Origin of the sequence: Haematobacter sp., from assembly GCF_032102465.1 — a bacterium.
Lineage (GTDB): Bacteria > Pseudomonadota > Alphaproteobacteria > Rhodobacterales > Rhodobacteraceae > Haematobacter.
This window is the reverse complement of record NZ_DAMDHB010000014.1, coordinates 18,537-37,522: the sequence shown is the minus strand read 5'-3', so window position 1 is coordinate 37,522 and position 18,986 is coordinate 18,537. Positions and strand designations below refer to the sequence as shown.

At 67.4% G+C, this 18,986-nt stretch carries 20 protein-coding genes; 13 read left to right on the top strand and 7 right to left on the bottom strand.

The features are described from left to right. A partial coding sequence (locus RT513_RS10720; RefSeq protein WP_313534016.1) for a hypothetical protein occupies nucleotides 1–196 on the bottom strand: 196 nt, incomplete at its 3' end. A 921-nt stretch (nucleotides 197–1,117) separates the two neighbouring features. On the opposite strand from RT513_RS10720, the gene RT513_RS10715 reads away from it, so the two are divergent. Next, on the top strand, nucleotides 1,118–2,704 hold the full coding sequence (locus RT513_RS10715) for a gamma-glutamyltransferase family protein (RefSeq protein WP_290687119.1): 1,587 nt from the start codon (nucleotides 1,118–1,120) through the stop codon (nucleotides 2,702–2,704). 23 nt (nucleotides 2,705–2,727) lie between these two features. After that, complete coding sequence (locus tag RT513_RS10710; protein WP_290687121.1) at nucleotides 2,728–3,699, top strand: bile acid:sodium symporter family protein; 972 nt, start codon at nucleotides 2,728–2,730, stop codon at nucleotides 3,697–3,699. Between the two features lie 2 nt (nucleotides 3,700–3,701). Here RT513_RS10710 and RT513_RS10705 read toward each other — a convergent pair whose 3' ends face one another. Next, nucleotides 3,702–4,616, bottom strand: a complete 915-nt coding sequence (locus RT513_RS10705; protein WP_088216018.1) for a hydrogen peroxide-inducible genes activator — start codon at nucleotides 4,614–4,616, stop codon at nucleotides 3,702–3,704. Nucleotides 4,617–4,725: 109 nt separating this feature from the next. Between RT513_RS10705 and mbhE the strand changes: the two genes are divergently transcribed. From mbhE to RT513_RS10655, 10 genes are all read left to right on the top strand, one after another. After that, a complete protein-coding gene (mbhE, locus tag RT513_RS10700; RefSeq protein ID WP_290687124.1) occupies nucleotides 4,726–6,966 on the top strand; it encodes a hydrogen gas-evolving membrane-bound hydrogenase subunit E in 2,241 nt (746 codons plus the stop codon). After that, on the top strand, nucleotides 6,963–7,364 hold the full coding sequence (locus tag RT513_RS10695; protein WP_290687128.1) for an MnhB domain-containing protein: 402 nt from the start codon (nucleotides 6,963–6,965) through the stop codon (nucleotides 7,362–7,364). Before mbhE ends, RT513_RS10695 begins: the two co-directional genes overlap by 4 nt. Continuing rightward, entirely contained in the window at nucleotides 7,364–7,717 is a 354-nt protein-coding gene (locus RT513_RS10690) for an NADH-quinone oxidoreductase subunit K (RefSeq protein ID WP_088216015.1), read from the top strand. The genes RT513_RS10695 and RT513_RS10690 overlap by 1 nt, the downstream gene beginning before the upstream one ends. After that, nucleotides 7,714–9,216, top strand: coding sequence for a Na+/H+ antiporter subunit D (locus tag RT513_RS10685; protein WP_290687131.1), 1,503 nt, complete (start codon nucleotides 7,714–7,716; stop codon nucleotides 9,214–9,216). Before RT513_RS10690 ends, RT513_RS10685 begins: the two co-directional genes overlap by 4 nt. Further along, a complete protein-coding gene (locus tag RT513_RS10680) occupies nucleotides 9,213–9,695 on the top strand; it encodes a Na+/H+ antiporter subunit E (RefSeq protein ID WP_290687137.1) in 483 nt (160 codons plus the stop codon). The genes RT513_RS10685 and RT513_RS10680 overlap by 4 nt, the downstream gene beginning before the upstream one ends. Beyond that, nucleotides 9,692–10,000 carry a monovalent cation/H+ antiporter complex subunit F gene (locus tag RT513_RS10675; RefSeq protein ID WP_290687139.1) on the top strand — a complete coding sequence of 103 codons (309 nt, stop codon included), beginning with the start codon at nucleotides 9,692–9,694 and terminating at the stop codon, nucleotides 9,998–10,000. Before RT513_RS10680 ends, RT513_RS10675 begins: the two co-directional genes overlap by 4 nt. After that, nucleotides 9,993–10,286 (top strand): monovalent cation/H(+) antiporter subunit G, encoded by a 294-nt coding sequence (gene mnhG, locus RT513_RS10670; RefSeq protein WP_179209215.1) that lies wholly within the window; start codon nucleotides 9,993–9,995, stop codon nucleotides 10,284–10,286. The genes RT513_RS10675 and mnhG overlap by 8 nt, the downstream gene beginning before the upstream one ends. Before the next feature lie 79 nt (nucleotides 10,287–10,365). Beyond that, nucleotides 10,366–10,809 carry a hypothetical protein gene (locus RT513_RS10665; RefSeq protein ID WP_088216012.1) on the top strand — a complete coding sequence of 148 codons (444 nt, stop codon included), beginning with the start codon at nucleotides 10,366–10,368 and terminating at the stop codon, nucleotides 10,807–10,809. Nucleotides 10,810–11,551: 742 nt separating this feature from the next. Continuing rightward, nucleotides 11,552–11,869, top strand: a complete 318-nt coding sequence (locus RT513_RS10660) for a hypothetical protein (protein ID WP_143413178.1) — start codon at nucleotides 11,552–11,554, stop codon at nucleotides 11,867–11,869. A 171-nt stretch (nucleotides 11,870–12,040) separates the two neighbouring features. Beyond that, nucleotides 12,041–12,505 (top strand): DoxX family protein, encoded by a 465-nt coding sequence (locus RT513_RS10655; protein WP_088216010.1) that lies wholly within the window; start codon nucleotides 12,041–12,043, stop codon nucleotides 12,503–12,505. A gap of 40 nt (nucleotides 12,506–12,545) precedes the next feature. Here the strand turns inward: RT513_RS10655 and RT513_RS10650 are convergent, their stop codons facing one another. Then, complete coding sequence (locus RT513_RS10650) at nucleotides 12,546–13,484, bottom strand: 3-keto-5-aminohexanoate cleavage protein (RefSeq protein WP_035743929.1); 939 nt, start codon at nucleotides 13,482–13,484, stop codon at nucleotides 12,546–12,548. Between the two features lie 312 nt (nucleotides 13,485–13,796). Here RT513_RS10650 and RT513_RS10645 point away from each other — a divergent pair, with 312 nt between their 5' ends. Next, nucleotides 13,797–14,600 carry a prephenate dehydrogenase/arogenate dehydrogenase family protein gene (locus tag RT513_RS10645; protein ID WP_088216009.1) on the top strand — a complete coding sequence of 268 codons (804 nt, stop codon included), beginning with the start codon at nucleotides 13,797–13,799 and terminating at the stop codon, nucleotides 14,598–14,600. Here RT513_RS10645 and RT513_RS10640 read toward each other — a convergent pair. From RT513_RS10640 to RT513_RS10625, 4 genes are read right to left on the bottom strand one after another with little or no spacing between them, the layout of a single operon-like run. Next, nucleotides 14,566–15,528, bottom strand: a complete 963-nt coding sequence (locus RT513_RS10640; protein WP_290687145.1) for an NAD-dependent epimerase/dehydratase family protein — start codon at nucleotides 15,526–15,528, stop codon at nucleotides 14,566–14,568. The two genes, RT513_RS10645 and RT513_RS10640, sit on opposite strands and share 35 nt — an antisense overlap. 15 nt (nucleotides 15,529–15,543) lie before the next feature. Then, nucleotides 15,544–16,659, bottom strand: coding sequence for an acyltransferase family protein (locus tag RT513_RS10635; RefSeq protein WP_290687147.1), 1,116 nt, complete (start codon nucleotides 16,657–16,659; stop codon nucleotides 15,544–15,546). A gap of 10 nt (nucleotides 16,660–16,669) precedes the next feature. Continuing rightward, entirely contained in the window at nucleotides 16,670–17,941 is a 1,272-nt protein-coding gene (locus RT513_RS10630) for a DUF1972 domain-containing protein (RefSeq protein WP_290687149.1), read from the bottom strand. Further along, complete coding sequence (locus tag RT513_RS10625; protein WP_290687151.1) at nucleotides 17,934–18,971, bottom strand: glycosyltransferase family 2 protein; 1,038 nt, start codon at nucleotides 18,969–18,971, stop codon at nucleotides 17,934–17,936. The genes RT513_RS10630 and RT513_RS10625 overlap by 8 nt, the downstream gene beginning before the upstream one ends. Between the last annotated feature and the right edge of the window lie 15 nt (nucleotides 18,972–18,986).

Below are 18,986 nucleotides of genomic sequence, written 5' to 3'. Positions count from 1 at the left end.
TGGCCCCTTCGAATAAGCGGCCCCGGTAACAGGCTGCTGAAAAGTCCTGAAGTGTCATGCCTATGCGCCGGAAATCGGACAATCGGCCCGGAAACGCCCAGTAGTATATAGATTCCCGGCTGGATTTCGTCAGATTGTGAACGATTTCCGTCCCCAGGCAGGCCAAAAAGCCTTTTTCCAGCAGCCTGTTGAGCACCCCCGGCGCCCGAGGCTGCCGATCGGCCGGTCGTGCTCCGCCGGGGGGATTTTCGGCCGCCCGTCCTTTCGCGCGCCCTTTCCCCGGCCGCCTCCGATCAGGCAGGCCGCGTTCCCTGCCGGTGCGGCGGCGGTCCCGGAGCATGCCCCCTGACGGCAGGGGTTCCCCGGTTCCTGCCCATCGACCAAACCAATCCGCCCGGACGCCAGGTGCTGCCGCATGGTTTTGCCGGCCAAATCCCATGCAGATCCCACTTCTGCGGGTGAGGGCGGGAGTGGTCACGCACCGGGTCACCTCACGGCGCGGTGTAAAAGCCGCGCCTTCTCCTATGGCGGCTGAAACGGCTTTCCGGCCTGCGTGGGGGCGGAGATTGTTCGCACTCCCCCCAAAATCCGGCGGGAAATCCAGCCATTTCGAGTCATTCCTAGGCTGACTGCCAGCGTACCAGCGCATAGGCAGGATACCTTGGCAGGCTGCTGACAAAGTCGCGCACCTACCCGGGCTCGCGTTGAAAGCCGGAAAATCGGTCCGGTCCCGAGCCAAAACTTGCGGTTTCCGGGGCGATCTTCAGCAATGCGGGCAAGTCTCCGCCTCAATGTAAACCCGGAATGCTTTTTCAGCAGCCTGTTGGGCGCTGCCGTGAGGCGCAGGAGATCAGTGCGGTAAGCGAACGCCGCGCATTCCATGCGGGCAAGCCTGCCGCCACCCGGAGTGCCCGCCTGCCCAGCCGGATCGCGCGCGAGGTCGCGATTCCCGGCCCGGGCATGCGGCGGATTGCCGCCGCGCGGCAGCGGTGCTAGGGCATCGGCGCATGCGCCGCCCTTGCGAACAGGCGCTTCCCGAAAACCGAACGCGGAGCCTGCAGTCTTGACGTTTGATTTCTTTTCCGGGTGCCGTCCATCGACATTGACGGGCGGCGCCATGGTGGCGACATCGCATCCGCTGGCAACGGCGGCCGGGCTTGAGGTTCTGTCGGCAGGCGGAACCGCGGTGGATGCGGCGATTGCCGCGGTCGCGGTGCAGGCGGTGGTCGATCCGCTGATGACGGGCATCGGGGGCGATTGCTTTGCGCTTTATGCGCCGGCGGGCGGCGCGGTCAGGGCGCTGAACGGTTCGGGCCGGGCGCCTGCGGCGGCGACGGTGGAGGCGGTGACGGCGGCGCTTGCGGGTGCGCCGTCGGAGGGGGGCAATGCTGCTGCGGGTGCCGCGGGCATTTCCGCAGGCGTGACCGAGATCCCCCAGACCTCGCCTCATGCGGTGACGGTGCCGGGCGCGATTTCGGCCTGGTGCAGGCTCCATGCCGATTACGGCACGCTCCCGCTTTCCCGGCTGTTCGCCCGCGCCATCCGCTATGCGGAGGAGGGTTTCCGCGTGACGCCGCGCGTTGCGATGGACTGGGCGGCGGCTCAGGCCACGGTCGCAGGCGATGCGGGCGCGGCGGCGCTGTTTCTGCCAGAGGGCAGGGCGCCCGTGGCGGGCGAGCAGCGTGCGCAACCGCTGCTGGCCGCCCGCTATCGGGAGATCGCGGAGACCGGAGCGCAGGCCTTCTACCGGGGGGCCACGGCGGAGAGCATGGTGGGTTACCTGCGGTCGCTCGGCGGGCTGCATACGCTGGAGGATTTCGCCGAAGGCATGGACGGGGCGGAGTGGGTGACGCCGGTCAGCGCCACCTATCGCGGCTATGAGGTGCATGAGTGCCCGCCCAATGGGCAGGGTCTGGCAGCGCTTCTGATCCTCAGGATCCTCGAAGGCTTCGACATGGCCGCGCTGGACGAGGTGGACCGTATCCATCTGCAGGCGGAGGCGACGAAGCTCGCCTATCACCACCGGGATGCGCTGATCGCCGATCCGGCCGCTTGCCCGGATGTGGCGGAGCGGCTGCTGTCGGAGGACGTGGTGGCGACCTTGCGCGCGCGGATCGACATGAGCCGCGCCCGGCCGCCCGTGCTCTGGGACGAGCCGGAGCACAAGGACACGATCTATCTCTGCGTGGTGGATGAGGCGGGCAACGCCATCTCCTTCATCAACTCGATCTTCCACGGCTTCGGGTCCGGGCGCCTCGATCCGGCGACGGGGGTGCTGTTCCACAGCCGCGGCGCCTCCTTCCGGCTGGCGGCGGGCCATCCGAACGCCATCGGTCCGCGGAAGCGGCCGATGCACACGATCATCCCCGGCATGGTCACGCAGGCGGGCCGGGTGGTGATGCCCTTCGGCGTGATGGGCGGGCATTATCAGGCGGCGGGCCATGCGGCCTTCCTGTCCGGTGTGATCGACCGCGGACTGACGGTGCAGGCGGCCATAGATGCGCCGCGGAGCTTTGCCTTCAACGGTGTGCTCGAAGTGGAGCCGACGATCCCCGCCGCGACGCGCGATGCGCTGGCGGCGCGCGGGCATGTGCTCAAGGTGGTGACCAGCCCGATCGGCGGCGCCCAGGCCATCCGCATCGCCGGAGGGTTGCTCGAAGGCGGTTCGGACAGCCGCAAGGACGGAATGGCGCTCGGCTACTGACAGCGCCGGAGAGAGGACAAGACATGCAGTTCCTGAGACGTATCGGCATCGACACCTACATGCTGCTGCTGGTTGTCATGGTGGCGGCGGGCGCGATCCTGCCCGCGCGGGGCGAGGCGGCGTTTCTGCTGGGGCAGGTGACCTTCTGGGCCGTGGCGCTCCTGTTCTTCCTCTACGGCGCGAAGCTCGACATGGCTTCCGTGCGGGCGGGGCTGCTGAACATCAAGCTGCAGGGGCTGTCCTTCGCGGCGACCTATGTGCTGTTCCCGCTCATCGGCGTCACGCTGGCCTGGACGGCGGGGGGCGTGCTCGGGCCCGAGCTCACGCTGGGGCTGCTGTTCCTGTCCGTTCTGCCCTCCACGGTGCAGTCCTCCGTCGCCTTCACGGCGATGGCGGGGGGCAATGTGGCGGGCGCGATCTGCTCGGCCTCCCTCTCCAACCTCGTGGCCGTGGTGCTGACGCCGGGGCTGATGGCGGTGATCCTGCACCAGAGCGGCGGGATCAGCGGCGATGCGGTGATCAAGATCGCGGTGCAGATCCTGATCCCCTTCGTGCTGGGTCAGTGCCTGCGGCCATGGATCGGCGCCTTCATCCGGCGGCAGAAGCTGCTGAGCATGGTGGTCGATCGCGGCTCCATCCTGCTCATCGTCTATTCGGCGTTCAGCGCGGGGACGGTGGCGGGCATCTGGTCGGCCATCCCGCTGCCGACCTTCGCCGCGCTTTTCCTGACCATCGGGGTGTTCCTTGCCCTTGTCATGGCGGCGATGGTCTTTGCGGGGCGCGTCTTCGCGCTCGACGGGCCGGACCGGACGGCGCTCTTCTTCTGCGGCTCCACCAAGAGCCTCGCGAGCGGCCTGCCCATCGCCACCGCGATCTTCCCCCCCGCCAGCGTCGGCGCCATCGTGCTCCCCGTGATGCTGTTCCACATCTCGCAGCTTCTTGTCTGCGCCATCGTCTCCCAGAGGCTCGCCAGGGAGCAGGCGGCCGCTGCCTGACCTCAGCCGCCGATGCCCGGGATCGGGCCGAGGTTCTCGCTGAGCAGCGCGGCCAGGGCGGCATGGGTCCGGGCGCGGGGCGTATCGCGCCGCCAGGCCATGGTGAGCGCCCGCGTGGGCGCGTCGGTGGCGAGGGGGCGCGCCACGACGAGCTGCTCCCGCATCACCTCCGACCGGATGTAGAGCGTGGGGAGAAGCGACAGGCCCATCCCCGCCGCCACCATCTGCCGCAGCGTGTCGAGCGTCGTGCCCTCGTAATCCCGCGCCTGCGCCGCGCCCGCCAGCGTGCAGAAGCGCGTCACCTGCGCCTGGAGGTCCGGGCTGCCTTCCATGGTGAGCACCGTCTCCCCCGCAAGGTCCGCGGGCCGGAGCAGGGGCCGCGCCGACAGCCGGTGATCTGCGGGCAGCACCACCTGCAACGGCTCCACCGCCAGCAACCGGCTTTCGAGATCCGGGCGCTCCACCGCCTCTGGAAGCAGGATCGCGTCATGCGCCCCGTCCAGAAGCTGGCGGAGGAGCATGTCGAACCGCTCCTCCCGCACCTGCAATCGCAATCTGGGAAAGGTCCGGCGCAGCGCGGGCATCGCGACGGAGAGCACATAGGCCCCGACCGTCTGCACGACGCCAAGGCGCAGCGCGGCCTGCGGCGCTTCCGGGTCGTCGCGGCGCGCGATCTCCCGCATGTCGTCGATCTCGGCCATCACGGCGCGGGCGCGGCGGGCCACTGCCTCTCCCACGGGGGTCATGAGCACGCGCGCGCGGGTCCGCTCCACCAGCCGCGCGCCAAGCCGCGCCTCCAGCTCCCGCAACTGCATGCTGAGCGTGGGCTGGGTCACCCGGCACATCTCCGCCGCGCGGCTGAAACTCAGGGTGTCGGCAACGGCGACGAGATAGCGAAGCTGCTGGAGGGTGGGCATACGGCGCTTCTTATAGACAGCCTCTATAAGAAGCCAGTGAATTTTCAATTTCCCTCATGTCGCCTGTGCGGTTACGTAGGGCGGATACAGGGCGGAACGGAACGACTTGATGGCAGAACTACAGCGGGGCACCGCCTCCGGCGGAAGGCTCTGGGGATATCTGGGCGCGGCGGCGGCTTTGGTCTTCGCCATCGGTTTCGCATCCTGCATGCCCGCCGTTCTGGCGGGAGAGACGCTGCGCGTCGGCTGGAACTGGGCGCCGAGCCTCGGGGTATCGCTGGCCTTCATGCTGGACGGGCTGTCGTTGATCTTCGCCCTGCTCATCAGCGGCATCGGGGCGCTGATCCTGCTCTACGCGACCGGCTACATGGGCGATCACCCGCAGTTCGGGCGGTTCGTGCTTTACCTGTTCTCCTTCATGGTGTCGATGCTGGGGCTGGTGCTGGCCTCCGACCTCATCACGCTTTTCGTGTTCTGGGAGCTGACCAGTGTCACCTCCTACCTCCTCATCGGCTTCAATCATGAGGACAGCGTGGCCCGCCGCAATGCGCTTCAGGCAATGCTGGTGACAGGGGCGGGCGGGCTGGCGCTGCTGGCGGGCTTCATCCTGATCGGCATGGCGACCGGCAGCTATGACATCGGCGCGCTGCTTGCGGGGGAAGGGCTGCAGTCCCATCCGCTTTACACGCCGATCCTGATCCTGGTGCTGCTCGGCGCCTTTACCAAATCGGCGCAGTTCCCGTTCCATTTCTGGCTGCCGAACGCCATGGCCGCGCCCACGCCCGTCTCCGCCTATCTGCACTCCGCCACGATGGTGAAGGCGGGGATCTACCTGCTGGCCCGGCTGCATCCGACGCTGGGCGGCACGACGGCATGGGTCGCGACGCTGACAACGGCGGGGCTTGTCACGGCGGTCATGGCCTCGCTCCTCGCGCTCAGGCAGACCGATCTGAAACAGGCGCTGGCCTATACGACGCTGATGGCGCTCGGCACGATCACCGTGCTGCTGGCGGGCGGTTCGCCCTATGCGCTGACGGCGGCGGTGACCTTCCTTGTCGTCCATTCGCTTTACAAGGCCGCGCTGTTCATGGTCGTCGGCGCGATAGATCATGGCACCGGCACGCGGGAAGCGGGGCTTCTGGGGGGCCTTGCCCGCGCCATGCCGGTGACGGCGGCGGCGGCGGCGCTCGCGGCGGCGTCCATGGCCGGGTTCCCGCCGCTCATCGGCTGGATCGGCAAGGAACTGATCTATGCCGGCACGCCGTCCATCGCCCCCTGGGGACTGGCGGTGGTGGGAGCGCTCGCGGCGAATGCGCTGATGGTGGCGGTGGCGGGCGTGGTCGCGCTGCGTCCCTTCTGGGGCGCGCCCGGCAACCCGCCCCATGCGCCGCATGAGGCAGGCTGGCAGATGCTGGCCGGTCCGCTGCTGCTGGGCGCTCTGGGGCTGGCGCTGGGGCTCGGCTCGGGGCTGCTGCAACCGCTGATCGACCGGGCGGTGGAGGGGAGCCTCCAGCTGCCCCGCACTGCGGAGTTGCATCTCTGGGCCGGGGTGAACCTGCCCTTCATCCTAAGCCTTGTGACCTTCGCCCTTGGCTTCCTGCTCTACGCGGGGCGGGAGCGGTATCGGGGCGCATTCGCCGCGCTGCTGGCCCGGCTTCCGGTGTTCGACCGCGGGTGGGATGCTTTCCTTGACGGCTTCCGTGCCTTCGCGGCATGGCAGACGCGTGTCATCCAGCCGGGGCGGCTCACGGGCTATCTTGCAGCGACCTTTGCGGTGGTGGTGCTGGCGCTTGGCGGGACGATGATCCTCAAGGGGCCGGTGATCGCGCTGGACCTGTCCGCGCCGCTGCTGCTGTGGCTGGTCGCCGGGATCGTCGTGGCGGGGGCGGCGCTTGCCGCCGTCGCCATGTCGCGCATCACCGCGATCTCGGCGGTGGGCACGGTGGGGATCGGTGTGGCGCTGATCTTCATCAGCTTCGGCGCGCCGGATGTGGCGACGACGCAGCTCATGGTGGAGACCCTCTCCGCCGTGCTCTTCGGCATCGCGATGCTGCGGCTGCCCGGCATGGTGGAGCGTCGTCCGCGCGCCCGCAAGGTGGTGCACGGCGTCATCGCGGTTGCGGCGGGGCTGTCGGTGACGCTCATCATTCTCGCTGTCACCAGCCATCCGCTCGACCGCCACATCACCAGTTATTTCGAGGCCTCCTCCTACGCGCTGGCGCATGGCCTCAACATCGTCAACGTGATCCTCGTCGATTTCCGCGCCTTCGATACCTTCGGCGAGTTGACGGTGATCCTGCTCGCCTCCATCGGCGCCTATGCGCTGCTGAAGCGGAGGATGTCCAAGTGAACTCCCTGATCCTGACAACCGGCGCGCGGCTGCTGACGGCGCTGTTCCTCGTGTTCTCGCTCTATATCTTGCTTCGCGGCCATAACGCACCGGGGGGCGGGTTCATCGGCGGCCTGATCGCGGCTTCCGGCTTTGCGCTGCTGGCCTTTGCCGCGGGGGTGGAGGAGGCGCGGCGCGCGCTCCGTGTTGATCCCCGGACCATCGGGCTTGCGGGCCTGGTCGCCGCGCTGATCGCGGGGGTCACGGCAGCCCCCTTCGGTCTCGCGCCCTTCACCGGCATCTGGGCGGAGGTGGGCGGCTTCGCGATCTCGAGCGTGCTCCTGTTCGACATCGGCGTCTATCTCGCCGTGGTGGGCGGCATCCTCACGCTGATCTTCGCGCTTGAGGAGACACACTGATGGAAACCGTTCTCGCGCTCGTTGCGGGCGTTCTGGTGTCTTCGGCTGTCTGGCTCATGCTGTCGGGCAACCTTCTGCGGTTCCTGTTCGGGCTGCTGCTGCTGTCCAACGGGGTCAACGTCGCGATCTTTGCAGCCGGACGGCTGACGGAGGCCGCGGCACCCCTGCTCGCCCATGGCGGCGGCCTGCCGGAGCAGGCCATGGCCAATGCGCTGCCGCAGGCGCTGCTGCTCACAGCCATCGTCATCGGTTTCGGCCTGTTCGCCTTTGCCCTTGCCCTTGCCATCCGCGCCTACCGCAGCTTCGGCCATCTCGAGGTGGACCGGATGCGCCTGGCGGAGCCTGAAGAATGATCTGGAGCCTTACTCTTCCCATCCTCGTGCCCTTTGCCACTGCGGCGGCGGCTTTCCTTGCCCGCAACCGGCGGGGAAGCGGCTGGATTTCCGTGGCCGGGTCCGTCGTGTCGCTGGCGCTGGCGATCCATCTGGTGATGCTTGTGCTGGAGCACGGCGTGATCGCCGGGCAGATGAGCGGCTGGGCGGCCCCCTTCGGCATTACGCTGGCCGCCGATTACCTTGCCGCCGCGATGGTGCTCATCACCGCGATCATCTCGCTCGCCGTCGGGCTGTGGTCGCTGGCCGAGGTCGGGCAGACATCGCGGCGTCTGGGCTGGCACGGCCTGTTCCAGACGCTGATCGGCGGTGTGACGGGCGCGTTCCTGACGGGGGACCTGTTCAACCTCTATGTCTGGTTCGAGGTGCTGCTGATCTCCTCCTTCGGGCTGCTCGTCATCGGCGGGCGGAAGGAGGCGATCGACGGCGCGATCAAGTATGTCACGCTGAACCTCATCTCCACGGTGCTGTTCCTTGGCGCAGCGGGTCTGCTCTACGGGGCAACGGGCACGCTCAACATGGCCGATCTGCATGCCGCCGTGGCCGCCCATCCCGATCAGCGGCTGATGACCGTCATCGCGATGATGTTCATGGTGGCGTTCGGGCTGAAGGCGGCGGTTTTCCCGCTGTTCTACTGGCTGCCCGCCTCATACCACACGCCGCATTACGCCGTTTCGGCCGTCTTCGCGGGATTGCTGACGAAGGTGGGCGTCTATGCGCTGATCCGGGTGTTCACGCTGATCTTCACCGGGGATCAGCCCTATACCCATGGGATCCTGCTGTGGATCGCCTGCCTGACCATGCTGACCGGCGTTCTGGGCGCCGCGGCGCAGAGCGATTTCCGCCGTATCCTGTCGTTCCACATCGTGAGCCAGATCGGCTACATGGTGCTGGGTCTGGCGCTGATGACGCCGCTGGCGCTGATGGGGGCGGTGTTCTACCTCGTGCACCATATCATCGTGAAGGCGAACCTGTTCCTTGTCGCCGGGGTCTCCCGCAGGCTTACCGGCTCGTCGGATCTCTATGCCATCGGGGGGCTTTACCGCGCCGCGCCGCTGCTCGCCGTGCTGTTCCTGATCCCGGCGTTCTCGCTCGCGGGCTTTCCGCCGCTCTCCGGGTTCTGGGCCAAGTTCGTGCTGGTCCGCGCCGCGCTGGAGGTGCAGGACGCCGTGGTCGCGGGGGTGGCGCTGCTGGTCGGGCTGCTCACCATCTTCTCCATGACGAAGATCTGGGCGGAGGCGTTCTGGAAAGCCGCCCCGGATGGCCGCGAGCCGCGCCTTTCCGTCATCCCGGCCCGCGAACGCTGGATCATGCTCACCCCGATCGCGGCGCTGGCGGTGATGACCGTTTTCATCGGCCTGTTCCCCGAGCCGTTCCTGCAATTCGCCACCATCAGCGCGGAGCAGCTTCTGGACGCCACGCCCTATGTCGCGGCGGTTCTCGGGGAGGGACGGCCATGACGCTCCTTGCCATGAACGGTCTGCTCGCCATCGCCTGGGGCGCGCTCTGGGGCAGCCTGTCGCCGATCAATCTCCTCGCCGGTTTTGTGCTGGGCTATGCCGGGCTGTGGTTCGCGCGCGACCTGATCGGCCGGGGGGAGCAGCACTACTTCCGGGCGCTGCCGCAGAGCGTGATCCTCGCCGTGTATTTCGTGAAGGAACTGGTGAAATCCTGCGTGAACGTGGCGCGGGACTGCATCTCCCCCAAGCCGCGGCTGCATCCCGCCATTGTGCGCATGCCGCTCGACGTGACGAGCGACATCGAGATCTTCCTTGTCGCCAACCTGATCTCGCTCACCCCCGGCACGCTGACGCTCGACGTGGCGGAGGATCGGAGCTACCTCGTCATCCATTCCATCTATGCCGAAGACCCGGATGCGCTGGTCGCGGAGCTGAAGTCGGGCATGGAACACCGCGTCAGGGAGGTCTTTCGCAAATGACCGCATCATTCACGGCGACGGGGTTCATGAACGCCTGCGTGACCATCGGCCTCGGCCTTGTCATCCTGGCGGTTCTGGTGGGGTTCATCCGCCTCCGGCGTGGCCCCTCGCTGGCCGACCGTGTGGTGGCGCTGGACATGATGACCGCCGCGATCATCGCCTTCTGCGGGCTGTTCGCGGTGAAGGCGGGGGCCGAGGCCTATCTGGATATCGCCGTGGCGCTGGCGCTGGTGAGCTTCGTCTCCGTCGTGGCGCTGGCCCGTTATGCCGCACGTCAGGCGCGGCGGGAGGATCGCAATGATTGAGGTCATCACCGGCATCCTCGCGCTGCTGGCCGGCGGCTTTGCGCTGGTGGCGGCAGTCGGCGTCGTGCGCTTTCCCGATGCACTGACGCGGATGCATGCTTCGTCCAAGGTTGGCGCCTTTGCGGGTTCGCTCGCGCTGATCTGCGCAGCGGTCGATATCGGCAGCGTCAGCGCGGTGACCCGGGCCGTCATCGCCATCCTGTTCCTGTTCCTGACCGCCCCGATCGGCGCGCATCTGCTGGGCCGGGCGGCGGCCTGGCGCTCCGGGCAGGATGCCCGGCGCTGAGCCCTCGGGCCGGCCTGAAGGGAACCGGAGCCGCCCCGGCGTGGTTCTGCTGGCGATGTATCTGTCACGGAAAGACATTATGAAACGCCTTCTCGTCGCCGGACTTCTTGGTTCCGTCCTTCTCTCCTCCCCCGCGGCGGCCCAGACCGCGGCGCAGGATCTCCCCGCCATTCTCAAACCGCTCGGCCTCACCGATGTGGAAATCCGGCCCAAGCATGGTGACCGGGGCCGGGACATCCTCGGCACGCTCCCCGGCGGCGCGCGGATAGAGATCGAACTGGATCGCAACGACCGGGTGGAGGAGATCGAGGCGGCGGATCGGCAGGGCTTTCCCGCCAGCGGGGTGGAGAGCCTGATCCCCGAGGCCGTGCGCGCCAACCCGAGCTATCCGGGCGATGGCACCTTCCGCAAGGTGGAGTTCGACGACCGGGAGATCGAACTGGAAGGCACCCACCATGACGGACGCCGCTTCGAGGCGGAGTTCCTGCCCACGGGCGAGCTGCGCAAGATCGAGAACCGTTGATCTGGCCGGGGAGGGGGTCAGCACCTCTCCCCGCTTCCAGACGGGAAAACCCCGGACGCAGTCGTCAGTTACCGGGTGCGTCTCTCCCGCACTCCCTGCCAAGGGGTCAGGATATTGCTCATCACTAACCGGCACCCTTAACGGGCTGCCGGAAAAGTCCTGTCATACCTTATGTGCCGGAATCGGAAAATCGGCCCGGAAACGCCCGGAAGTCTATGGATTTCCGGCTGGATTCGTCAGATGGCGAGCGTTTTCCGCTCCAGCACGGGCCAAAAGCGTTGTTCAGCAGCCTGTTAAACGGCTGGTGAAAACTCTGGCATAGGCCCCGTCCCACGTGGGAACCGGCAAATGTGTTGAACCGGCAAACGGGTCCGCTCACCGGCCAGGACTGGGCTCCAGTGCGATCTTCAGCAATTCGGGGAAACTCTCCGGCGCAAGGCAATCCCCGGGATGCTGCGTCAGCGGCCTGTTAGGAGCTATTCTTCAGCAGCATCGCCCGGGTGGCGGGTGGACGCCCCGCATGCCGTATTCAACTCGGCCCGGGCTTCGGTTCAGGGTCTGCAGCCGGGAATATGTCAAGCGATCCAGCAGCGACACGGGGCTTGCACGCGGGCAATCGGGTCATGCGCCTCGGAAAGGGCGCAAGCCGCCCACGGGCGCCAAGCCGGGCCGGAACGAGCCTCCCCCGCCGAAGAGGCTGTTAGCCTTGCCGCCCGCGTGCCAAGCGGCTAGGGTAAGAGCCGTGTCCAACCTTCGGGAACCCATGGCCCGCCTCATCGCCCTTTTCATGGCCGTGTCGTTGTGCCTCTCCCTGTTCGCCGGCTGGGCGGACGCTGCACCCCATGGGGGGTGCCTGTCCTATCGCGACATGCCGGTCTGTACGCCGCTCGGTGAAGCTTCCGCGCAGACGAAGCTCAAGTCCGGCAAGTGTTTCGACCTCTATCTCGCGGAACAGCCGGAGATTTCCCGCACCGCTACAGGCGTGCTGCCGCTCCCCGTAGCCTCCGCCGATCTTTCGCGCTTCCATCCCGACGTGCCCCACCGCCCGCCGCGGACCTGAGCCGGGCCTGAGCCGGGCCAGAAGTCCGGGCGTCTGACGAGCGCATCCCGAGCAGGGGCTGCCGTTCCGCATCATCCGGCTCGCTGGCAAGAAAATACCCCCCATCCGCCGCCATCGTGCGGCATGATTGACACGGCGCAGGCCCAAGCGGCGCGCCATCGGAGAATTCACATGTCTCATATCCAGTCCCGCCCCGGCGATGCCGAGGGCAACCGCTTCTTCATCCCCGCGCTTCAGCCCGTTTATGATGCGCTTCTGCCGGTATCCGAAACGCTGCTTCGCGTGATCGCCGGGTTCGCGCTGGCCGTGCACGGCTGGCCGAAGATCCAAAACCCCATGGGGCTGACGGGCATGGTGGAAAGCATCGGCTTCGCCCCCTCCTGGTTCTGGGCCTTTGCATTGGCACTCACCGAGTTCGTCGGCGGTATCCTCTTGCTCCTCGGCCTGTTTACCCGTCCTGCCGCGGCGGCAGCGACGGTGGTGCTGCTGGTGACCGTCTGGTTCCACTGGGTGCTGCGCGGCGAAGGCTACAGCGGGGCGGAACTGTCGCTGATCTGGGCGGGGGTCACTTTCTTCTTCGTGGCGCGGGGGGGCGGGCGCTATTCGCTCGACCGCGCCTTCGGCCGGGAATTCTGAGTGACAGGGGGGAGAGGCAGAGCGCCTCTCCCCGACCGCTTCAGAAGTTGACCTTGTCGCCGCCCTTGAGCGCAAGGATGTCGCGCGCCTCCGTCGGGGTGGCGATCTCAAGCCCCAGTTCCTCGATGATGCGGCGGATCTTCGCGACCTGCTCGGCGTTGGAGGTCGCGAGCTTGCCCTTGCCGATATAGAGGCTGTCCTCCAGCCCGACGCGCACGTTGCCACCCATCATCGCGGCCTGCGTGGCGAACTGCATCTGGGTCTTGCCCGCCGACAGGACCGACCAGCGGTAGTCGTCGCCGAAGAGCTTGTCCGCCGTCTCCTTCATGAACACCATGTTCTCGACGGAGGAGCCGATGCCGCCCAGAATGCCGAAGATCATCTGGACGAAGAACGGTGGCTTCACCAACCCGCGATCCACGAAATGCGCGAGGTTGTAGAGATGCCCGATATCGTAGCACTCATGCTCGAACCGGGTTCCGTGCTCTTCGCCCAGCATCTTCAGGATGCGCTCTATGTCCCTGAACGTATTGCGGAAGATGAAATCATCCGTGCCGAGAAGATAGGGCTTCTCCCAGTCATATTTCCAGGAGCGGTCCTTTGCCGCCATCGGAAAGATGCCGAAATTCATCGACCCCATGTTGAGCGAGCACATCTCCGGCGCGGTCTGAAGCGGCGCTTCCAGCCGCTGCTCCACCGTCATGTTGAGCCCGCCGCCCGTGGTGATGTTGATGACCGCATCCGTGGCCTGTTTGATGCGCGGCAGGAACTGCATATAGACATCCGTTGCGGGTGTCGGCCGGCCGTCCTGCGGATCGCGGGCGTGCAGATGCAGGATCGCCGCCCCTGCCTCCGCCGCCGCGATGGACTGCGCGGCAATGTCCTCCGGCTTGAACGGCAGGGCGTCCGACATGGAGGGCGTGTGAATGCCCCCCGTAATGGCGCAGGTGATGATGACCTTGCCTTTTTGCGTGCTCATGTCTGTCTCCTCTCTCCTCCGGGCCGCCGCCTTGGCGCTGCGAACCCCCTATGCGGACCATCCCCCGGCGGCCCCCGGCGGCGGATTGTCTGATGAAATTCATCTGCTCTCGCCTGACAGCCGTCAAGGGAAGGTTGACGGAAGGGGTCGGCGCGGCTAGATCATTCCCATGATCAGGATGCGCCCCCTTGCAACGGTGTATTACGCGCCCTCCCCATAGGAGCGGCCGCGATCAGTGATGTTCGACGATGCCGCCGCCGGGCGGCATTCGTGTTTCAGGGCTCCCGGTGGCGCAAAGCCCCGGAAAGCCAGATGGAACAGACCGAAGACCCGGAATTCATCCCCGCGCCGCTCCCCTTGCGGCCCCCTGCGGCGCCCGCCGTGCCCCGGCTCGGCCTGATCGGCTGCGGCGCCTTCGGCGGGCTGATCGCCCCGCGTCTTGCAGGGCGTTTCGCGCTTGCCGTCCACGACCCCGCGCGCGACGGCAGCCAGCCGCTGGAGGAGGTCGCCTCCGCCGATATCGTGGTGCTGGCGGTTCCGCTGGCCGCGTTGGCAGAGACGGCAGAGGCGATCGCGCCGCATCTGCGCCCCGGTGCTCTGGTGGTGGACGTGTGCTCCGTGAAGCTCGCCCCGTTGCGTCTGCTGGAGGAAAGGCTGCCCGCCCATGTCGCGCTGGTGGGGAGCCATCCCCTGTTCGGGCCGAGAAGCTTTGGCCCGGGGGCGCGGGTGGTGCTGTGTCCGGCACGGGGCGGGCGGGGGCTTGCCCCGTTGCGCCGCTGGCTCCGGCGGGAGGGGCTGACCGTGCTTGTCCGCACCGCCGAGGCGCATGATCGGGACATGGCCCTGGCCCAAGGGGTCACGCATATGGTGGGCCGGATCGTGGCCGCGCTCTCGCCGGGGCCGGACGGGAACCACGGGATGACGACCCCCAGCTTTGAGCACTTGCTGACCGCGACGGGGATGGTCGCAGGCGACGCGCCGGGCGTGTTTGAAACGATCCAGCGCGACAATCCCTTTGTCGCAGCGATCCAGCAGCGGTTCTTCGCGGCGGCGGAAGCGCTGCGGGGGGAACTTGCCGGGGTCAGCCCGGCAGCGCCCGCTGCTCCACCTCGCTGACCGGCGGGGGAAGGCCCGCCTCCACTCGGAGCCAGGCCCATGTCTCGGCAAGCCCCTCCTCCAGTGTTGCGGTGGCGGACCAGCCCAACAGTTCCCGCGCGCGGGAGCAGTCCAGCACCACGCGGGGCAGGTCGAACTCCCGGCCCGGTCGGCGCAGGGGCACGATGGGCCGCCCCGTTGCGTCCGAGAGGAGGGCGATCAGCTCGGCGATGCTGCACCCGCGGCCGCTGCCCACGTTGTAGCAGCCGTCAAGACCGCTCCTGAGCGCCAGCAGGCACAGGCGGGCGAGGTCGCCGACATGGACGAAGTCCCGCACCACGCTCCCGTCGCCCCAGACCTCCGGCATCTCTCCTTGCGCGATCTGCCACAGGAATGTTCCGATGACCCCCTGCACCCCGAGCCGCCCCTGACGCGGGCCGAAGGGATTGGCGGGCCGGAGAATGGCATAGCCCAGACCGCTCGCCAGATGTTCGGCCACGATGTAGCGTTCCGCCGCCGCCTTCACGATCCCATAGGGGGTGACCGGCCGCAGGGGATGATCCTCCGTGATCGTGTCGGAGAGCGGCGGGCCATAGACCGTCCCGCCGGAGGAAAGATAGACGAGGCGTTTCGTCCCCGACCGCCGCATGGCCGCCAGCAGGTGCACCAGCGGCAGAAGGTTGTCGCTGATATCGCCCGCCGGATCCCGCACCGCCGTCTGCGGGACGGAGGAACTGGCGGCGTGGATGACGCGATCCACCCCGTGCAGCGCCTCCTCCACCACGGACATGTCGCGAAGGTCGCCCAGATGATAGCGGACATCCGGCAGGGGTGGGCGGTAGCGTTCCGGCATCCTGTCCAGAACGGCGACCTCCTCTCCCCCTGCACGCAGGACGTCCACGATGTGGGAGCCGATGAAGCCGTTCCCGCCGATGACAAGCGTGGTCATGCTGTCGCTCTCCGCTTATGCCGCCCGCGCGACAAGGCGCGGGTTGCCGGCGAATGTGTTGCGGATCCACCTGCGTGACGGCTGTTCGAGGAACTGGAAGCTCACCGCGGCCAGCGCCGTGCTCACCGCGAGGACGATCAAGGTATAGACAAGGAAGCCATCCGCCGTTCCGGGGTTCAGCGACGGAACCAGCCTGTTGACCGCCATGATGACCAGCGCATGGATGAGGTAGATGGAGAAGCTGAGATCGCCCCAGTAAACGATCCACTTCTGCCCCAGAAACCGCTTCAGCCAGCCCCGGCAGAGCACCAGCGCGAAGATCATCAGCGTAAAGGCCGCGACCACGCCGACATCCGGCAGATAGAAGCGCACCCCCAGGAACGCAGTGGCCATGGCGAGTATGGCGATGATGTCCCAGCTCACGCCCTTTGGCAGCCGCCAGTGCAGCGCCGCGGGCGCAAGCCGGGCGAGCAGGCAGCCGATGGCGAAGTCCACCGTGTTGCGCAGCAGCGCCCCCCAGCCGAGCTGGATCGCCCATGTCCGCCCCGGATGCAGCACGACAAAGGCCGCCATGAAGGTGAACAGCGCACCGATGGCCACCACCTGCGACCGGGTGCTGTTCAGCCGGTTCAATGGCAGCGCCAGCAGGGGAAACAGCAGGTAGGTGAACCATTCGGTGCTGATCGACCAGGCCGGGTAGTTGAAGCTGAGCGTCGGCACGGTGCCCCATGCCTGCATCAGCAGGATGTTCCAGAAGAACGCCTCCCCCGAGAAGGAGGTGCCCGGCGTGTTCGGCGTCACCAACAGCACCGCCGCGCCGAGGACGAGCAGCGTCACCAGATGCAGCGGATAGAACCGCGCGATCCGCAGGACGAGGAAATGCCTCACGGTGCGGGCATCCATGCCCCGGTGGCTGGCGCTGAAGAACTCCTCCCGGTGCAGCATGGCGATGAGAAAGCCGGAGAGGATGAAGAAACAGTCCAGCAGGAACTCCCCCCGTCCGATGAAGCCGGGGTTCTCATGCAACGACGCGCCGTAGCCAAGCGCCTCAAGGCAGTGGCGATAGACGACGATGAAGGCGAAAGGCCCCCGGATGGAGGTCAGCAGCGAAAGGCCGGGAAAGCGGATCATGGCGCACCTTTCATCCAGCGTTGCGGGCGTGAAGCGCAGGCCCGCCGGCCAACGCCAGTTCCCCGTCCGGCATCGGCGGAAGCGAGAGTTCCCGCTCGGCCCCCAGCAGCGGCACGGGATATTGCTGGACAAGCATCGCCTGATAGGCGCGCAGCACCGGCTCCCATGTGAAACGCTCGGCATGGCGCGCCCGCGCGGCGGCAGACATGGCCGCGCGCATCGGGGGCGTTTCGATCAGCGCGGTGATATGATGGTCCAGCTCCTCCACATCCGAGAAGAACCGCTGCTCCTCCCCCGCCACCCAGCCGTTGAACAGGTTGCGATGCGCGATGACCGGACACCCGGCGCCGAGCGCTTCGACCAGCGAGGGGTTCGTCCCGCCGACGGTATGGCCGTGGATATGGGCAAGCGTATGCACGCGGAGCGCGGCGACCGCCTCCTTCTGGAACACCGGGCCGAGGAACACCACCTCCGGGCTGGCGGCGGCGCGCACCGCGTCATGATAGCTGTTGCCGGCTTCCAGCCCCCCGGCCACGGCGAGCTTCACTCCCCGCGGCCGCGCGGAAAAGCCGCGCACGATCTGCAATGTCTGATTTTCCCGCTCCACCCGCGCGATGGAAAGCATGAACTTCTCCGGCTCCAGGCCAAAGGCCGCGAGCGGTGCCGGGTCGGCCTCCGGCAGACTTTCCGCGCCATAGGGGATCATGGTGATGCGGGATGGATCCGTCATGCCCGACAGCCGCTTCGCGATGGCGGGGTGGTCGGCGACAAGGTGGTTGCCCAGAATCACCGCCGCACGCTCGTTCAGGCGGAACCACTGGCGGACAGGCCAGGACCACTTGGTCCGCTTCCATTCCAGCCCGTCCATGTTGATGACGTTCCGCACGCCGCCCAGCCGGTAGAGCAGCCCGATCAGCGCGGTGTTGTAGCCGAGCGTGAGCACCAGCGGCGCCCCCTTCACGGCATGTCTGGCGGAGATCCAGTCGAACTCGATGGAGCCGAGCGACCCCTTGCGGCGGACCGGAAGCTGGATCAGCCGCACGCCCCGCCATTCGGCGGCACCGTCGCCGGTCTCGTCCTGACAATAGACATCCACGCGCCAGCCCTGTTCCACGAGCCAGGGTGCCAGCTCCTGCGCGAAGGTCTCGAACCCGCCGTGCCAGGCGGGAATGCCGCGCGTACCAAGAATGGCGAGATGCGGCGGCTTGCCTTCCGCGTCGCGAAGCCCGGCGGGCGTGTTCAGCGGAAGGACGACGGGCCGTCTGGAAAAATCGTTAGCCATGGGAAACGCCGTGCTCTTCGGGGTTTGAACTGGCGATCGGCAGGGATCGCGCTGCGGGTGGCGAAGGATCGGGTCGTCGCATCGTCAGCACATGGGCGGCGTAGCGGCGCATGATCCCGGCCTTTCGTCGGAGACGGGGATCGCGGCGAAGAATGCCCGCAGCCCCGTAAGCTGCCGATCGGAGCGAGAACCCCGCGCCGTAGCCCAGGCGGAAGGGCGTGAAGCCGCGCGGGTTTTCCCGCAGGTAGAGCCGCCCCAGCGCGTCGAGCCAGGTGGTGGAGATATCCGCCCCCTCCTGTGTGCCGCCCTGAACATGCACGGCGGAAAGGTCGGGCAGATAGGCGACCTGCCACCCCGCGCGGCGCATCCGGCAGCCCCATTCCACATCCTCGGCATACATGAAGAAGCCGGCGTCCAGCCCGCCCACCTGCCGGATGACATCGGCGCGTACGAGGATCAGCGCCCCGCTCAGCCAGTCCACCTGCCGGGGCGCAGTGCCGCGCCGGGGAGAGAGGAACAGGCCCCGCGCCCCCGGCACAAACCGCCCCAGACCAAGCGCATGGACCAGCACCGCAGCCGGCCGGGGCGCGTGACCGCCGTCGCCGACCTGATGGCGCCCGTCGGGATAGGTCAGCCGGCAGCCCACGGCGCCCGTTCCGGGATGCGCCTCCAGATGGCGGAGCAGCCGTGCGAGGGTGCCGGGCGTCTCCAGGAAGGCATCCGGGTTCAGCAGCAGCACCGTCTCCGCCCGCGCCAGAGCGAAACCGCGGTTGTTCCCCCCGGCAAAACCAAGGTTCTCCCCGGTTTTCACCAGATGCACATCGGGGAACTCGGCGGCGACCATTTCCGGCGCGCCATCGGTTGATCCGTTGTCGATCACGATAATCTCGCGCGACACTTCAGGTGAATCGAATGATGCGAGTTGCAGGCAATGCCGCAGGTAATCGCGGCCGTTCCAAGCGACGATCACGATCGAAACCTGCGGCTTATGCTGCGAAGGGGAAAGATATGAGAGTGTCTGTGATGTCATTTCCATCCTCCCCAG

Bases quoted from the DNA above. Each gene is read 5' to 3' on its own strand.
- RT513_RS10715 (WP_290687119.1), top strand. From the start codon at position 1,118: ATGGTGGCGACATCGCATCCGCTGGCAACGGCGGCCGGGCTTGAGGTT.
- RT513_RS10710 (WP_290687121.1), top strand. From the start codon at position 2,728: ATGCAGTTCCTGAGACGTATCGGCATCGACACCTACATGCTGCTGCTG.
- RT513_RS10705 (WP_088216018.1), bottom strand. From the start codon at position 4,616: ATGCCCACCCTCCAGCAGCTTCGCTATCTCGTCGCCGTTGCCGACACC.
- mbhE (WP_290687124.1), top strand. From the start codon at position 4,726: ATGGCAGAACTACAGCGGGGCACCGCCTCCGGCGGAAGGCTCTGGGGA.
- RT513_RS10690 (WP_088216015.1), top strand. From the start codon at position 7,364: ATGGAAACCGTTCTCGCGCTCGTTGCGGGCGTTCTGGTGTCTTCGGCT.
- RT513_RS10685 (WP_290687131.1), top strand. From the start codon at position 7,714: ATGATCTGGAGCCTTACTCTTCCCATCCTCGTGCCCTTTGCCACTGCG.
- RT513_RS10680 (WP_290687137.1), top strand. From the start codon at position 9,213: ATGACGCTCCTTGCCATGAACGGTCTGCTCGCCATCGCCTGGGGCGCG.
- RT513_RS10675 (WP_290687139.1), top strand. From the start codon at position 9,692: ATGACCGCATCATTCACGGCGACGGGGTTCATGAACGCCTGCGTGACC.
- mnhG (WP_179209215.1), top strand. From the start codon at position 9,993: ATGATTGAGGTCATCACCGGCATCCTCGCGCTGCTGGCCGGCGGCTTT.
- RT513_RS10665 (WP_088216012.1), top strand. From the start codon at position 10,366: ATGAAACGCCTTCTCGTCGCCGGACTTCTTGGTTCCGTCCTTCTCTCC.
- RT513_RS10655 (WP_088216010.1), top strand. From the start codon at position 12,041: ATGTCTCATATCCAGTCCCGCCCCGGCGATGCCGAGGGCAACCGCTTC.
- RT513_RS10650 (WP_035743929.1), bottom strand. From the start codon at position 13,484: ATGAGCACGCAAAAAGGCAAGGTCATCATCACCTGCGCCATTACGGGG.
- RT513_RS10645 (WP_088216009.1), top strand. From the start codon at position 13,797: ATGGAACAGACCGAAGACCCGGAATTCATCCCCGCGCCGCTCCCCTTG.
- RT513_RS10640 (WP_290687145.1), bottom strand. From the start codon at position 15,528: ATGACCACGCTTGTCATCGGCGGGAACGGCTTCATCGGCTCCCACATC.
- RT513_RS10635 (WP_290687147.1), bottom strand. From the start codon at position 16,659: ATGATCCGCTTTCCCGGCCTTTCGCTGCTGACCTCCATCCGGGGGCCT.
- RT513_RS10630 (WP_290687149.1), bottom strand. From the start codon at position 17,941: ATGGCTAACGATTTTTCCAGACGGCCCGTCGTCCTTCCGCTGAACACG.
- RT513_RS10625 (WP_290687151.1), bottom strand. From the start codon at position 18,971: ATGACATCACAGACACTCTCATATCTTTCCCCTTCGCAGCATAAGCCG.